Origin of the sequence: Bacillus sp. V2I10 (genome assembly GCF_030817055.1) — a bacterium.
Taxonomy (GTDB): Bacteria; Bacillota; Bacilli; order Bacillales; family Bacillaceae; genus Bacillus_P.
Genome location: NZ_JAUSYV010000001.1, coordinates 1,925,999 through 1,939,392 on the forward strand (window position 1 = coordinate 1,925,999; position 13,394 = coordinate 1,939,392).

At 37.3% G+C, this 13,394-nt stretch carries 19 protein-coding genes, 2 pseudogenes and 2 riboswitches; of the genes and pseudogenes, 15 read left to right on the forward strand and 6 right to left on the reverse strand.

Annotation, left to right across the window (positions count from 1 at the left end; genetic code table 11):
- The first annotated feature begins 168 nt into the window (after nucleotides 1-168).
- From comGA to QFZ72_RS09740, 11 genes are all read left to right on the forward strand, one after another.
- Nucleotides 169-1,236, forward strand: a complete 1,068-nt coding sequence (gene comGA, locus QFZ72_RS09690) for a competence type IV pilus ATPase ComGA (protein ID WP_307432400.1) — start codon at nucleotides 169-171, stop codon at nucleotides 1,234-1,236.
- Nucleotides 1,226-2,260, forward strand: coding sequence for a competence type IV pilus assembly protein ComGB (gene comGB / locus QFZ72_RS09695; protein WP_307432404.1), 1,035 nt, complete (start codon nucleotides 1,226-1,228; stop codon nucleotides 2,258-2,260). Before comGA ends, comGB begins: the two co-directional genes overlap by 11 nt.
- 25 nt (nucleotides 2,261-2,285) lie before the next feature.
- Entirely contained in the window at nucleotides 2,286-2,594 is a 309-nt protein-coding gene (gene comGC, locus QFZ72_RS09700) for a competence type IV pilus major pilin ComGC (protein ID WP_307432406.1), read from the forward strand.
- Entirely contained in the window at nucleotides 2,572-3,024 is a 453-nt protein-coding gene (gene comGD / locus QFZ72_RS09705) for a competence type IV pilus minor pilin ComGD (protein WP_307432408.1), read from the forward strand. The genes comGC and comGD overlap by 23 nt, the downstream gene beginning before the upstream one ends.
- Nucleotides 3,011-3,340, forward strand: coding sequence for a competence type IV pilus minor pilin ComGE (gene comGE, locus QFZ72_RS09710; protein ID WP_307432411.1), 330 nt, complete (start codon nucleotides 3,011-3,013; stop codon nucleotides 3,338-3,340). Before comGD ends, comGE begins: the two co-directional genes overlap by 14 nt.
- Nucleotides 3,267-3,764 carry a competence type IV pilus minor pilin ComGF gene (comGF, locus tag QFZ72_RS09715; protein WP_307432414.1) on the forward strand — a complete coding sequence of 166 codons (498 nt, stop codon included), beginning with the start codon at nucleotides 3,267-3,269 and terminating at the stop codon, nucleotides 3,762-3,764. The genes comGE and comGF overlap by 74 nt, the downstream gene beginning before the upstream one ends.
- The gene (gene comGG / locus QFZ72_RS09720; RefSeq protein WP_307432415.1) at nucleotides 3,761-4,135 is read left to right on the forward strand and encodes a competence type IV pilus minor pilin ComGG; all 375 of its coding nucleotides are present in this window, start codon (nucleotides 3,761-3,763) and stop codon (nucleotides 4,133-4,135) included. The genes comGF and comGG overlap by 4 nt, the downstream gene beginning before the upstream one ends.
- Before the next feature lie 75 nt (nucleotides 4,136-4,210).
- Nucleotides 4,211-4,729: a shikimate kinase gene (locus QFZ72_RS09725; RefSeq protein ID WP_307432418.1), complete on the forward strand. Its 519-nt coding sequence runs from the start codon at nucleotides 4,211-4,213 to the stop codon at nucleotides 4,727-4,729.
- Between the two features lie 24 nt (nucleotides 4,730-4,753).
- Nucleotides 4,754-4,933 carry a YqzE family protein gene (locus tag QFZ72_RS09730; protein WP_307432421.1) on the forward strand — a complete coding sequence of 60 codons (180 nt, stop codon included), beginning with the start codon at nucleotides 4,754-4,756 and terminating at the stop codon, nucleotides 4,931-4,933.
- Nucleotides 4,934-5,042: 109 nt separating this feature from the next.
- A complete protein-coding gene (locus QFZ72_RS09735) occupies nucleotides 5,043-5,243 on the forward strand; it encodes a helix-turn-helix transcriptional regulator (protein ID WP_373464678.1) in 201 nt (66 codons plus the stop codon).
- Between the two features lie 43 nt (nucleotides 5,244-5,286).
- Nucleotides 5,287-6,057 carry a tyrosine-protein phosphatase gene (locus QFZ72_RS09740; RefSeq protein WP_307432424.1) on the forward strand — a complete coding sequence of 257 codons (771 nt, stop codon included), beginning with the start codon at nucleotides 5,287-5,289 and terminating at the stop codon, nucleotides 6,055-6,057.
- Between the two features lie 91 nt (nucleotides 6,058-6,148).
- On the opposite strand, the gene QFZ72_RS09745 is transcribed toward QFZ72_RS09740, so the two are convergent.
- Nucleotides 6,149-6,472: a DUF3889 domain-containing protein gene (locus QFZ72_RS09745; RefSeq protein ID WP_373464462.1), complete on the reverse strand. Its 324-nt coding sequence runs from the start codon at nucleotides 6,470-6,472 to the stop codon at nucleotides 6,149-6,151.
- Nucleotides 6,473-6,556: 84 nt separating this feature from the next.
- On the opposite strand from QFZ72_RS09745, the gene QFZ72_RS09750 reads away from it, so the two are divergent.
- A complete protein-coding gene (locus QFZ72_RS09750) occupies nucleotides 6,557-6,784 on the forward strand; it encodes a hypothetical protein (protein ID WP_307432430.1) in 228 nt (75 codons plus the stop codon).
- 163 nt (nucleotides 6,785-6,947) lie between these two features.
- On the opposite strand, the pseudogene QFZ72_RS29435 reads toward QFZ72_RS09750, so the two are convergent.
- Nucleotides 6,948-7,279 (reverse strand): annotated as a pseudogene (locus QFZ72_RS29435) (helix-turn-helix domain-containing protein).
- Between the two features lie 335 nt (nucleotides 7,280-7,614).
- On the opposite strand from QFZ72_RS29435, the pseudogene QFZ72_RS29440 reads away from it, so the two are divergent.
- Both QFZ72_RS29440 and QFZ72_RS09760 read left to right on the forward strand, forming a co-directional pair.
- Nucleotides 7,615-7,878 (forward strand): annotated as a pseudogene (locus QFZ72_RS29440) (DUF5658 family protein); the annotation flags it as partial.
- A 15-nt stretch (nucleotides 7,879-7,893) separates the two neighbouring features.
- A complete protein-coding gene (locus QFZ72_RS09760; protein WP_307432433.1) occupies nucleotides 7,894-8,094 on the forward strand; it encodes a hypothetical protein in 201 nt (66 codons plus the stop codon).
- A 120-nt stretch (nucleotides 8,095-8,214) separates the two neighbouring features.
- On the opposite strand, the gene QFZ72_RS09765 is transcribed toward QFZ72_RS09760, so the two are convergent.
- The 4 genes from QFZ72_RS09765 to QFZ72_RS09780 all read right to left on the reverse strand — a co-directional run bounded on the left by QFZ72_RS09765 (nucleotide 8,215) and on the right by QFZ72_RS09780 (nucleotide 11,694).
- Nucleotides 8,215-8,550: a helix-turn-helix domain-containing protein gene (locus tag QFZ72_RS09765; RefSeq protein ID WP_307432436.1), complete on the reverse strand. Its 336-nt coding sequence runs from the start codon at nucleotides 8,548-8,550 to the stop codon at nucleotides 8,215-8,217.
- Nucleotides 8,551-8,645: 95 nt separating this feature from the next.
- A complete protein-coding gene (locus tag QFZ72_RS09770) occupies nucleotides 8,646-8,777 on the reverse strand; it encodes an anti-repressor SinI family protein (protein WP_307432439.1) in 132 nt (43 codons plus the stop codon).
- A 30-nt stretch (nucleotides 8,778-8,807) separates the two neighbouring features.
- Nucleotides 8,808-8,894: riboswitch (cyclic di-GMP riboswitch) on the reverse strand.
- 297 nt (nucleotides 8,895-9,191) lie between these two features.
- On the reverse strand, nucleotides 9,192-9,986 hold the full coding sequence (locus QFZ72_RS09775) for a YqhG family protein (protein ID WP_307432442.1): 795 nt from the start codon (nucleotides 9,984-9,986) through the stop codon (nucleotides 9,192-9,194).
- A gap of 25 nt (nucleotides 9,987-10,011) precedes the next feature.
- Nucleotides 10,012-11,694, reverse strand: coding sequence for a DEAD/DEAH box helicase (locus QFZ72_RS09780; RefSeq protein WP_307432444.1), 1,683 nt, complete (start codon nucleotides 11,692-11,694; stop codon nucleotides 10,012-10,014).
- Nucleotides 11,695-11,999: 305 nt separating this feature from the next.
- Nucleotides 12,000-12,110, forward strand: a riboswitch (glycine riboswitch).
- A gap of 161 nt (nucleotides 12,111-12,271) precedes the next feature.
- On the opposite strand from QFZ72_RS09780, the gene gcvT reads away from it, so the two are divergent.
- Nucleotides 12,272-13,375 (forward strand): glycine cleavage system aminomethyltransferase GcvT, encoded by a 1,104-nt coding sequence (gcvT, locus tag QFZ72_RS09785; protein ID WP_307432446.1) that lies wholly within the window; start codon nucleotides 12,272-12,274, stop codon nucleotides 13,373-13,375.
- The last annotated feature ends 19 nt before the right edge of the window (nucleotides 13,376-13,394 follow it).

Sequence of the window (13,394 nt, forward strand, 5' to 3'; positions counted from 1 at the left end):
CATGAAAAATTATGCAGTTCGGTCTGTAATTTTTTATTTTCTATAAAAGATACTGAAATTTTCATGCGGAAAAGCAGTTAAAATGGATGATAAAACTTCATTTTAAGGATGTGCGTTTTAAAAGAAATTCAAGTACGCTGTTTATAACTGATCAGAAAGGAGGATCTCATGAATTCAATCGAACTACTAAGTGAAAGAATTGTGGAAGAAGCGTGTTCATTAAATGCATCAGATATTCATTTTGTCCCGAGAGAACGGGATGCGGTCATTCAATATCGTATAGATGATGACCTCGTTGAAAAGCGCACCATTAGAAAAGAAGTATGTGAACGGATCATCGCGCACTTTAAATTTTTGGCATCAATGGATATCGGAGAAAGAAGGAGGCCGCAAAATGGAGCTTTAGCCCTTTCAAATGAAACAATTGATGTTCAGCTTCGCTTGTCTTCCCTGCCAACAATCTTCGAAGAAAGTCTTGTTATCCGCATACTTCCAAACGAAGTCATTCCGTCTCTTGCGCATCTCTCTCTGTTTCCTCAATCAGCAAATAAACTTCTCTCCTTTATTAACCACTCTCACGGTCTGATGGTATTTACCGGTCCCACCGGCTCAGGAAAAACGACTACCTTATATTCATTGATTCATTATGCGAAAAAACATTTTAACCGCAGCATTATTACCCTTGAAGATCCTGTAGAAACGAAAAGCTCTGAAGTCCTGCAAGTACAGGTAAATGAAAAAGCTGGAATTACTTATGCTGTTGGTTTAAAAGCCATTCTAAGACATGATCCGGACATTATAATGGTTGGTGAAATAAGGGATAGGGAAACTGCGCAAATTGCCATAAGAGCAGCGCTGACAGGACACTTGGTGTTATCAACTATGCATACTAGAGATGCAAAGGGAGCAATTTACAGAATGCTTGAATTTGATGTCAGTCTTTCTGAAATTGAACAGACGTTTATAGCTGTTGTGGCACAAAGGCTCGTAGCAGTGAAATGCCCTTTTTGCGCAAATGAATGCTCTCCTCACTGCAAAAAAATGAGAAAGTCCAGACGACTTGGAATTTTCGAGATGCTTTATGGGAAAAATCTGACCCTTGCCTTAAAAGAAGCCCGGGGAGAGGAAGTGGATTGTGACTATATAACCTTAAAAGATGTTATTAAAAAAGGAATTGCTTTAGGCTATTTATCCAATCAGTCATTGCATAAATGGATTTTTCAATATGAAGATTAAGAAAAAGTGGTTAATCAAAGATCAGGCAATGTTCTTAAAAAGACTCAGCGATCTATTGGAAAAAGGATATACGCTGAATGAAGCAATGAAGTTCACCTCAATTGATTTAAATGAGGAAAAGAAACAAGCGGTTTTCTTTTGCTTGCGGGAATTATCTAAAGGAGTACCTGTCCGCACAGCATTTGAAAAGCTGCGCTTCCATAATGAAGTGCTAAGTTATTTGTACTTTGCAGAAAGGCATGGAGATCTTGAAACTGCTCTTAGAGAAGGGGGGGAAATGCTCAACCGCAAGCTTGTGCAGCACGAAAAAATGAAAAAAGTTCTGCAATATCCTCTTTTCCTCTTTTTCACGATTGGTATTCTTCTGTATATCTCTCAGTCAGTTATTGCTCCGCAGTTTCAGCAAATCTATCATTCAATGAATATTAAGCCAAGTATACTAACTGAAATTCTTTTTATGATCTTTCAGGGCACTAAGTTATTCCTCATTTTTATCCTCATGCTTTTTGTTCTCGGCAGCATTTTTTACATTAGCTATTTTAAAAAGCTTCTGCCTCAGGAAAAAATGAGAATTGCAATAAAAATTCCGCTATGGAAGAAATTTGTGATTCTCATTAACAGTTATTACTTTTCTTTGCAGTTAAGCAATCTATTGAAAGGCGGATTATCTATATATGAAAGCCTGACAGTCTTTGAAAATCAAAACTTGCTCCCATTTTACAGGGATGAAGCTTCCTGGTTTATTGATCATCTAAAGAAAGGAGAGCGTTTTGAAGGTTTAGTTGCACGAAACTTATTTTATGAGAAGGAACTGACTCAGGTAATCGGGCATGGACAAGCAAATGGGCATTTAGCGAGGGAGCTCTATACTTACAGTCAATTTGTTCTAGAACGGCTTGAGAACAAATTAATGAAATGGATTATGCTGATACAGCCCGCAGCTTATTTTGCAGTCGGCATGACGGTCTTAATGATGTATTTATCAATGATTTTGCCAATGTATCATATGATGGAAGCTTTATAAAATCAGAATAAAGAGGGGGACCACCATGGTTAAAAATGAGAAAGGTTTTACTTTAATAGAAATGCTGATCGTATTGCTTGTGATTTCTGTCCTGCTTTTGATTACCATTCCGAACATTACAAAGCATCACTCGAATATTCAGGCAAAAGGATGCGAAGGGCTGAAAAATACTGTACAAGCCCAGTCAACTGCCTATCATATTGAACACAAAGCAGTACCCACTATGGAGGATCTTAAGACTGAGAAGTATATTGAGGAATCCCCTGTTTGCCCGAATGGAACTGAGCTGATTATTGATGGTGATGGAAAGGTTGCTGAAAAGACAGAAGAATGAATCAGGCTATACATTGTTAGAAACGATTATGGTGATGAGCATTGTGTCTGTTCTGATGGTGATAACGATGCTTATTGTTCAGCCTTTTCAAAGTCAAAAAACAGCACACTTGTTTTTTGAAGCGCTCGAAAGAGATGTCCTATATGCTCAGCAGCATGCAATCTCAAATAAAATAAGTGTAATGATTCTCTTTGACACGGCAAAAAACCAGTATTTTGGCGTAGAAGGAGGTATACCAGCGAAAAGGTTATTTACTGTTAAGTATGATTCGGGGATTCAAATGACTCCTTTAACAATGGATGCCCGCATCCAATTTAATAGTGAAGGCGGAATATTATCAAGCGGATCGATAAGTGTTACCTTTCGCAATAAGAAGTACAGGATGATCTTTTATATGGGAATGGGGAGAATGAATGTTGAAGGACAGTAAAGGCTTTACTATGGCTGAAACACTTATGGCCTTCAGTATTTGGTCGATGATTTCTCTTATATTGCTTCCGGCATCGGTCTACTTAAAAAAAGAGCGGGAAGAAAGCAAGGTTCACCATGAAGCCTTGGTTCTGCTGAAAGAACACATTGAATCCCTGAATTTTGAAAATCTTGAAAAAGAGAACGTTAATCTTTTCATTAAAGATCAAGAGTTTAAGATAACATGGAGCAAGGAGGAAGACATTGATCAAGCTTGCATCAATTGGGAAAGCCATGATGCTGCAAAGGAGGAATGCATGTATTCTTTTAGAGAATAAAGGATTTACATTTCTTAATATGCTGTTCTCTTTAAGCATAGTCATCATTATTGTTTCTTCTTCGGCCATCCTTATCCCTTACATATATGGAATATCTGACAGGAAAAATGATTTGAATCTTCTTGAATGGGAGGTTTTTCTGCAGCAAACAGTTATTGAAATGCGGGAAGGAACGAATTTGAGTGTTGAGCCTCAAAGAATTTCTTTCACATCAAAATCAGGAAGAATCATTGAATATGAAAAATACGGCTATCTTATTCGCAGACAAGTGGATGGAACTGGCCATATCATCTGTCTCAGAAATGTCAAAAATATAAGATTTGAGCCAATTGCAGGCGGCGCCTCCCTTACAGTTACCAGCATGACGGATAATGAATACCGCAGCAGCCTCAGAAGTTTTCATGAACTGAAGGTCATTAAATGAAAAACGAAAATGGGTATATTCTGCCTTCCGTATCGATAATGGCTCTATTTTTCCTTTTGGTTATCTTTCATCATACCGCTTTATATTTAGCAGAAAAAAAGTTCTTCCATGAAAGGAGTCAGACCGTTATATTAGAAAATCTTATGCTGTATGGGGTTAAGCACTCCTTAAATCAGATTACTGAAGAAGATCATACAGAACAGCAGCTCATAAAATTAAAAAACGGGACAATTGTATATACTGTCTCGAAAAATGATTCAGGACATATTCTTGTAGAACTATCCTGCGAAACAGAAAATAAGAACTTCACTTCTGCTAATTATAAATACAGTTTAATCCAAAAGGAAATTGTTTATTGGTCTGCGTATTAAAGGATAGTTGAAAATCAACTCCCATTATGAGCGAATCTGTGTTAAAGTTATGAAAAAAATGCGGAGTGAGTGTTTGTGAAGGCTATTTTTTTAACAGGATTTATGGGAACTGGAAAAACCACAATCGGAAAAGCATTGGCTGATAAACTGAAATTTCCGGTTTATGATATTGATGAATTCATTGCAGGAAAGACTGGAAAACAAGTGAAGACGATCTTTAAAGAACAGGGAGAGGGAGTATTCAGAGATCTAGAAACAAAATCCATTCAGATGCTCCCTCTGAAGGATGTTGTCATTACCACTGGAGGCGGGCTTCCTGTCCGTACAGAAAACCGAAAATATATGATGGAGAATGGAACAGTCGTTTTTTTGCATACTGATCTGGATGTCATTTTTGAACGGCTAAAGCAGGATGAAAATCGGCCGCTTGCATTACATGCTTCAAAAGATGATCTTGCTGAATTGTATTTATCCCGCAAAAAAGCTTATGAGGATTGTTCATTTATGATAAATACGACAGGAAAGTCAATTAATGAAGTTACTGAAGAAATTATTGGGAGACTAGAAAGAAAAGACACTGGCTATACTGAATAAAAAAGTGTGTATGAGGTGTTTGTTTTGTCTGCAAATGATTATGTGAAATATATGACTCAGCAATTAGTTCGTTACATGGATACACCAAAGGAAGAACGAAAAGCAAAAAAGTCAATCCGCAAAACGGAAGGGACTCCTTTTGCAAACAGATGGTTCGGAATTTTGCCATTTGCTGTCATGTTTTTCATGAAGAAGAAAAGGTAAAGTGCTTGCAGTACAGCACTTTTTTTTGAATTTAATGTTAAGTAGACTTTACAAAAAGTTTGCTCAATCTTACAATACAAATATGAACAATTAGAAGGTGGACTATGTGATCCTGAAAAATAGAGTGAAAGAAATGCGTGCAAGGTTTGACTTTACTCAGGAAAATCTTGCAGCACAAGCAGGAGTTACAAGACAGACGATCGCAGCAATTGAAAAAGGGGATTATATTCCTTCGCTGCTTTTAGCTTTAAAAATCTGCAAAGTGTTTTCGCTTAAAATGGAAGAATTATTTTGGATGGAAGAAGAATAAACACAGTTTGATTTTGTGAATTTACTAAAAGATGGGGAAAGATATGCAGCCGAAATTTGATGGACTTTATAATTTTCGCGATATAGGCGGTCTTGTCACAAAAGATGGGAGGAAAATAAAAACAGGTGTTATCTTTCGTTCAGATGAGCTTTCTAAATTATCTAAGGAAGATCTGCACAGGATGGCACTGCTGAACATCAAAATGGTTTGTGATCTAAGAACACTGCGCGAACAGAAATCAAAACCAAGTAAAATAAAAGGTGAAAACGGGTTAAAGGTTATAAAAATTTCCTTTCAGGATCAAAGCCAGGAATTCACCCATTATCAATTCTTTAAATTTCTCGCAGGAAAATCGGACGGGATTGATTTTTTAGAGGTTATGGAAAATCTTTATCGTCAAATGGCATTTGACAGCGGAAGACAGCTAAGAGAAATAATGGCACAGCTTTTAAATGCTGACCATCTTCCAGCCCTTATCCATTGTACTGGCGGCAAAGACAGAACAGGTTTTGTTTCAGCTTTGATTCAGCTTCTGGCAGGTGCATCTATTGATGATGTAACCGATCATTATCTTTTATCAAACGAGTTTATTGGGCCGCGCATGAAAAAGATTGAGCGTTTTATTAGATACTTTAGCTTGTTCCGTGTGTCGGCTGAACAATTAAAGCCTGTATTAGAAGTGAGACGGGAATATTTGCTTGAAGTGTATGAGGAAATCTTGAAAAAGTACGGAACGATTGAAAATTATGCTGGAATGGTTTGCGGGATTAATCAGGATCATATAGAGAAGCTAAAACAAAATCTGCTTGATTAATCAGAAAAGGTACCCAATGGGTACCTTTTCTGGTTTTTATTAGGATGTTCGTGCCGTTTATTACTGTTCGGTCAAATCGTTCCTGTATCCTCTAATCTGCCTCTTCTAACACTTGAATTTTTTTCACCTTTCCTGTTTTGGCATCGTAAGAGATCGTTACAAAAACACCAATGTCTTTCATTCCTTCACGTACAGTAACCTTATATTGTTTTACGGTTTGATTCTTTTTGGTATTATCCCAAATCTTCTGTGCAAATAGAACCTGTGACAATGGATAACGCTTTTTCGTCTCTTTGACAGCAAAGTCTTTCCAATCTGTGTGGTGTGCGGCAGAAACTGTACTGGAAATTGAAACCATTGAGGGAGTAAAACCGTATATAAAGAGAAGAAGCAACAAAACAATCGATTTTTTCAAACGTATCACCTTCCTTTTTAGTTATTTTTACCAAAAAAGGAGTCGTTATTCAAAAAGGGTTTATTATCTGAAGGGGGCAATAAAATGGTATTCGTGGTTATTTTCTTTTTTATTTTATTTATTGCTGCAATTATTACAGACGGGAATAGAAGTAAAAAAAGACACAGAGGCACTGATTCCTCCGCTATATTTCCTTTTGCAGGATCAGATTCAGATGATCGTCATCACGCGGACTCTGGCTTCTTTGACTGGGGAGGCGGAGGAGATTCAGGCGGCGGTGACGGCGGCGGAGGAGGAGGAGGAGGAGATTAACGGGAGTAAAGCCGTTACTGAGCGGCTTTATTCTTTTTTTCATTTTTACGGAGAAAGGAAAAGATCTGTTCTATTGTTAAACCTGACACTCTCGCTCTTCCTCTATAAGTGAAAGCCATTTTGAGTCAAGATGAAGCTTTCATTTCAGTCGCAGACCTCTTGTTCATTCCTTTTCTTTATATCGTTTAAATTTTATAAAATCCTGAAAGGTACGAAAATCATCCTTGGTCAATCCCTGGTCAATGGCCTCTGAGATAAGATCCTCCCATCCTTCGTCCAATTGTTTCAGAGCGGCAGATTCAGAAAGATGTTCATCTGCAAGAAGGCTTTCAAGATCTGTTCCTAATGCAGCTGCTATTTTAGTTAAAATTGCATGGATGGATTTTTTTGAATATCTCTCTCAATATAGCTTAAATAGGATTTAAAAACGCCTGCTAGCTCGGCAAGGGAATATCCTTTCTGTTGACGTAAATATTTAATCCGTTCCCCAATCATCAAAAGGCTCCTTTATTATCAATCTGATTTCATTATATAGAACAAATTGTTCTTTATAAAGTGATAAAAAAGTAAGAGAAAGAGAGTAAATAGCAGATAATGCTTGAAAAATGTTCTTTAAAACGAAAAAACGACAGTTTTTGATGATATATTAATTGCCTTTAACGGCATATAATTTAATAGATCCATTTAAAAAATACTTCTCGAAAGCTAATTATATAATAGATTTAAAGTAATCAATTATTGCTGAAACGTTCTTAATAAAGAATATCTTTCAGTAAACCAAAAAGGGATGACTCCCTTGAAACAGGCTTTCATATTCTTGGCTTGTCAATGCATTAGATGCAGGGCTTACTGTTATTGGTCTTCACTACAATTTAATAGCTGAAGCTAATCCATTTATGAAGTCGCTTTATGAGATACATCCCCTGCTATTTGCAGGTAGTAAACTATCTTTTTCCATTTTCTTGTATGTATTTATTTATTTCAGGTGTTTGCCGTCGTCATCGGCAGTAAAATTCATTGCTTATACGGCTTCTTTTGCTTATGGGATTGTTTTAGCGATGCATGTTTATTGGATTCACTTAATTTTCATATAAAGCGGGGGCAGTCTTATGTATAAAAAACTTTGTAATCGCTGTTATCAGCCGTCATTCAGCAGCTGCCCGGCAGATCGATGGATTTGTCCAATCTGCACAAATGATCTAACAAAAATAAAAGCAATTCGAGCCGTGCATTTGCCTAGTTTTAATCCGGAAAAGTACTTTTCAAAGAATGAAACAAAATTAACCAGCCATTTTAATAAATACGCATAATTAAAACGCTCTGGGGATGTGCCAGAACGCCTTTTTAATATATTGATTAGTTATCTAAATAAGAATTGCAGAATGAAGAAAGCACCTTATTAAAAGCGTTAGATAAGGTACAAGCTTTCATTACTTATCTTGGTTCATTTTCCACCGGTTAAATTCAAGAAATTCCCGAAATTGATCCTTCGTTACACCAGAATCCATCGCTTCTTTCACGAGGTTTGCCCATTCATTATCAAGATTATCTTTTTTTGTCTCATAAATTGGTTCGTCTAAAATTAGGGTATTCATGGATACTCCCAGTACGGATGAGACTTTTTCAAGAAATTGAACAGAAGGATTAGACTGCAGATTCCGTTCAATTGAACTTAAATATGATTTAGCAACACCAGCGCGATCGGCGAGCTCTGATAGAGAAAGTCCGCGTTCTTTGCGGTATTTACGGATGCGTTCACCAATCATATGATCACCTTCCCAGAGCCATTATAGCATATAACGAAGGCGGTGTTATATATATAGAACGATTTTTACAAAAAAATATGTACAAATTCTGTTTGTCAATTTTTAAGTGTTTGCGTTTTCAAAAATTCTCTTATTTCTTCTTTGCTGATTCCCATTTTCAAAGCTGACAGTATTAAATCTTTCCATTCCTGATCCATCTTTTCAACTTCCTTCATTAACATCTCCATTTTTCTCCTCCTAAAATACGTCTCTGTATTTCAGGCAGTCCAGCCATCATAGTTATTAAGAACATTAGATCTGTGACTTTGCGTCCTTGCTTTTCAGCAAGTTTGCCTTTGTCTGATTATGTGCAATAGTACAGTCTGCAAAAAATCAAAAATTTGTTTCTTTAGTCCTTAAGGTATATATATCTTATTTACTACTATTATAAAAAATGGTTTTTACTTTTTGTGCTGAAATGTGTCGATTTTAAAATTTTTTTCAATTTTTTGAAAATATTAGAATTTATTGGGTGTAAATTCCTTTATTATAGGCATTTTGATGGGCTTTGATTTTATGAAATGACAGAAAATTTTACGAAAAAAAACAAACTGCAAAATTTTATTTTCTCATTTGAAAATAAGATTTTGCAGTTTTCGACATTAATAGAACGCATTTTGCGACAAATAAAAAATTCCGCCATTTACAATCGAAACATTTATTTGCGGATCATATAATTCTTTTAATGCTGCTTTTTCTAATTGGTAGGCTTCCGGTTTCTCATCAAGATCTTCATAAAAATGACTGAGCAGCATCATATCAGAGTTCCAGCGCTGTCTTGCATCGTCTGCCCATGAGTGGTCATCCTTCTCAATAATAGATTGAATATAGTTCTGAATGCGATTTAACCCGCTTTGTTCCTTAATCATTGGGGATGTTGTAAAGCAAAGATCAGGAATTCGCGGAGTTAAGGTCATTTTTTCTAAATGATCCTGGAAATTTTCGATAATTGCTCCGCTGATCAAATGAAGACCGATTGAATATAAATGGTCCTTCTTTTTGTCGCTCTGATAAGATACCATGACATTTACTCCGAGCCATGGGTGAAGTGATTGCGAGCTTCCATTATGCGGAGAGTTTTCATAAAGGCGGATGTGACTTCCAAGCTTTTTGCTCGCCTGGTAAATCTGATGGAGTCTTGGTGCCCCAAAATGCATAATCTCTCCTTTTAAATCTTCAGGAGCCTGTTTGGCATCTGTAAGAAATGTCACCTGCATGGGATTTGGAACACCGCCGGTTTTTTCAAGATAGGTCCAGTAAAAAGGGCGGTTCATCAGCTCTTTATCCATTTCGATTGTTAACTGCACAGTCATATATCCTGGGTGTTTATCAATGATTTGACACGAATTTGCTGTAAAAAAACTTTCTAAGAATTGACTGATCTCTTGCTGCAGCATCTCTCTGAAGCCTCCTTACCTATCCTTATTTTCCATTCGCTGCTTTTTTTTCAGAGTGTTCCTGCTCGGCAAAATGAAGGATGGATGTTAAGTTTTCCATTTTGATTTTCATTTCGCCTTCACTTTTTGATTGAAAGAGAATATCCTGCAAATGATCTTCAAAATTTGAAATATCCAATCTGGTTAAAATTTCATCAAGCTCACCGATTACTTTTTCGAATAGATTAATTTTTTCATAAAGCAATTTTAAAATATGCTCTTCAACAGTATTTTTTGTAGCCATATTGTAAATATAAACGTCTTTTTCCTGGCCGAGGCGATGAATCCGGCCGATTCTTTGTTCAAGCCGCATCGGATTCCAGGGGAGGTCATAATTGATGATGTGATTGCAAAATTGCAGGTTTATGCCTTCGCCCCCAGCTTCTGTTGCAATCAGTACTTGAACACGGTTTTTAAATAAATCTTTCATCCAATCTTTTTTTCCCCGTTTAAATCCTCCCCGGAAAGGGACAGAAGAAATACCGTGCTGCTGCAAAAACCATTGCAGATAAAATTGAGTGGCACGATATTCAGTAAAGATAATGACTTTATCATCAATTCTTTTAATAAGCTCCACTGCTTTTTGAGCTTTTGTGTTTCCGTCAACCTCATCAATGCACTGCATCAATTCCCTGATGATTGGCTCAGGCAGAGGGGAGACTTCACCTGCAGGCCGATCGATCATTTTTTTTAGTGTCATATAAACGGCTTCCCTGCTTGAGCATGCTTCTCTTTGAAGGGTCATAATGGAAAACATGCTTGCAGCAGCCGTTCCGAATGATTTAAGTCTTGATATAGCTGTGTACAGATTTCGTTCTGTTGGAGAGAGGTCTATCGGAACCGTTTCAACATGGCGTTTTGGCCAGTCAATTCCAGTATCGCCGCGGCGGTTTCGGATCATTACTTTGTTGACAAGCTCCTGCAGATGCTCATGATGTTCAAGAGATCGATTTTTTGCTGAGAAAACTTCTGAAAAATAAGCTTCGTTTCCAAGATGACCGGGTTTGAGAAGAGAGACAAGATTGAAAATCTCTTCAACACGATTTTGGATCGGAGTTGCTGTCAGAAGAAGGCAGTATTTCTTTTTCAGCCTCTGAACAAATTCATAGTTTTTTGTTTTATTATTTTTGAGTTTATGAGCCTCATCGATAATGACTAAATCATATTGCTGGGCAAGGACTATTTCTCTGTGAGGGCTTCGTTTTGCGGTGTCAATTGAAGAAACCACCACATCACATGCTTCCCAAACGTAGCTTTTCTTCTGCTCAACAGCAGGTATATAAAATTTTTCATGCAGTTCTCTTGCCCATTGTGAAACTAGAGAGGCCGGCACGAGAATTAAGATCTTTTTGGCAAGGCCGCGGATCATGTATTCTTTTACAATCAGTCCGGCTTCAATCGTTTTTCCAAGGCCCACTTCATCTGCAAGTATCGCTTTGCCGTTCATATGCTCAACTACCTGTCTTGCAACCTCTAATTGGTGCGGCAGGGGTGTAAAGTCTGTCAGATGATTTGGAGCCTGCAAGCCTTCAAACGAAGGAACAATTAAATGTTTTTGTACTTCACAGGCGAGTTTGTAATTTTCCCAATTTTCCCAAGGTCCATCATTTTCTAGTTTTTTGAAAAAAGTATCTTGCCAGGATGAATCAAAGTTGATTTTTACATTCATAAATGACAGCCCTTTCAAGCAAAGGTATTGTTATGGTGAATCGTTCACTTTAAGGTGTGAATTGGTAGTTTATTATGATAAAATACAAATAAATCAAGTTAAACACGAACATTAAACTAAAATATATGTTTAATATTTGTGTAAAAATAGATTGATGAATGCTGTTCATAATGGTAGGATGTTAATAAGTAAGAAAGTTGCTAACATACTTACTTTTCAGTTAGCATGGTTCTTTTGTCAAAAATGTCAAAATGTCAAAGAATGTTATCTCTTAGTATGACCAGTTTTACAGAAAATATGAGCGAATGAGAGCAAGGGGAGAGACTGCCGGCGGCTCTAATAAATGAAACCGCAAAAGCAGCGCCGAAGGAGCAAACATCTGTGAATCTCTCAGGCAAAAGAACTCTTGTTTGACGCAACTCTGGAGAGAGTTTGTGAAAGCAGCAAACCACCAAAGGGGAAAGCTTTGCTTATTTTTGGCAAGGTAAACTTTCAGGTGCAGGGACAGAGACTACCTTTTTAGATAAAGGGGGGTCTCTGTCCTTTTTTTATACTTTTTTGGGGAGGCGATTTGATTATGGCGGATTTAAAGCGAACACCATTATTTGATGTTTATAAAGAACATGGTGCAAAGACAATTGATTTTGGCGGTTGGGATCTTCCCGTTCAATTTTCTTCTATTAAAGAAGAGCACGAGGCAGTTCGGGAAAGAGCTGGCTTATTCGATGTTTCGCATATGGGTGAAATTGAAGTGACAGGTGCAGACAGTCTTGCATTTCTTCAAAAGACGATGACGAATGATGTTTCCCTTTTGAAAGACGGCGGAGCCCAGTACACTGCGATGTGCTATGAAGATGGCGGAACAGTAGACGATTTATTAATTTATAAAAAATCAGATACTCACTATTTATTAGTCGTGAATGCTTCAAATATTGAAAAAGATTATGAGTGGCTCATCTCGCACAAATTCGGAAACACAGAGCTGCATAATATTTCATCAAATGTTGCACAACTGGCCATTCAGGGGCCACAAGCTGAATCGATCCTTCAAAAATTAACTGAAACAGATTTAAGTGAAATCAAGTTTTTTAAATTTAAAGATGGCGTTGTAATCGATGATGTACAAGCTCTTGTCTCCAGAACAGGCTATACAGGCGAAGACGGCTTTGAAATCTATTGCCCATCTTCAGAAGCGCCTTCCCTTTGGAAAGCGATTTTAGAAGCAGGCAAAAATGAAGGAATTCTTCCGTGCGGTTTAGGCGCACGCGACACCTTGCGCTTTGAAGCAAATCTGCCTTTATATGGACAGGAGCTTACAAAAGAAATTACTCCGATTGAAGCGGGAATCGGCTTTGCTGTAAAACCGAATAAAGAGGCAGACTTCATCGGAAAAGATATTTTAAAAGAACAAAAAGAAAATGGAACAGCAAGAAAGCTTGTCGGTCTTGAGATGATTGACAAAGGAATACCCCGACATGGTTATGAAGTATACCATGGAGAAGAACAAATCGGCGAAGTAACGACTGGCACACAATCTCCTACGTTAAAGAAAAATATAGGCTGGGCTCTGCTGAAAAAGGAATTTGCAGAACCGGGCACTGAAGTGATTGTGCAAGTGCGCAAGAAACGCTTAAAAGCAATTGCAGTTTCAACACCTTTTTATAAACGACCAAAAAAATGAACTAGTTTGAAAGGGGAAC

Bases quoted from the DNA above. Each gene is read 5' to 3' on its own strand.
- comGG (WP_307432415.1), top strand. From the start codon at position 3,761: ATGAAAAACGAAAATGGGTATATTCTGCCTTCCGTATCGATAATGGCT.
- QFZ72_RS09760 (WP_307432433.1), top strand. From the start codon at position 7,894: ATGTATAAAAAACTTTGTAATCGCTGTTATCAGCCGTCATTCAGCAGC.
- comGB (WP_307432404.1), top strand. From the start codon at position 1,226: ATGAAGATTAAGAAAAAGTGGTTAATCAAAGATCAGGCAATGTTCTTA.
- comGC (WP_307432406.1), top strand. From the start codon at position 2,286: ATGGTTAAAAATGAGAAAGGTTTTACTTTAATAGAAATGCTGATCGTA.
- comGA (WP_307432400.1), top strand. From the start codon at position 169: ATGAATTCAATCGAACTACTAAGTGAAAGAATTGTGGAAGAAGCGTGT.
- QFZ72_RS09775 (WP_307432442.1), bottom strand. From the start codon at position 9,986: ATGCTGCAGCAAGAGATCAGTCAATTCTTAGAAAGTTTTTTTACAGCA.
- QFZ72_RS09770 (WP_307432439.1), bottom strand. From the start codon at position 8,777: ATGGAGATGTTAATGAAGGAAGTTGAAAAGATGGATCAGGAATGGAAA.
- QFZ72_RS09740 (WP_307432424.1), top strand. From the start codon at position 5,287: ATGCAGCCGAAATTTGATGGACTTTATAATTTTCGCGATATAGGCGGT.
- QFZ72_RS09780 (WP_307432444.1), bottom strand. From the start codon at position 11,694: ATGAATGTAAAAATCAACTTTGATTCATCCTGGCAAGATACTTTTTTC.
- QFZ72_RS09765 (WP_307432436.1), bottom strand. From the start codon at position 8,550: ATGATTGGTGAACGCATCCGTAAATACCGCAAAGAACGCGGACTTTCT.
- gcvT (WP_307432446.1), top strand. From the start codon at position 12,272: ATGGCGGATTTAAAGCGAACACCATTATTTGATGTTTATAAAGAACAT.
- QFZ72_RS09750 (WP_307432430.1), top strand. From the start codon at position 6,557: ATGGTATTCGTGGTTATTTTCTTTTTTATTTTATTTATTGCTGCAATT.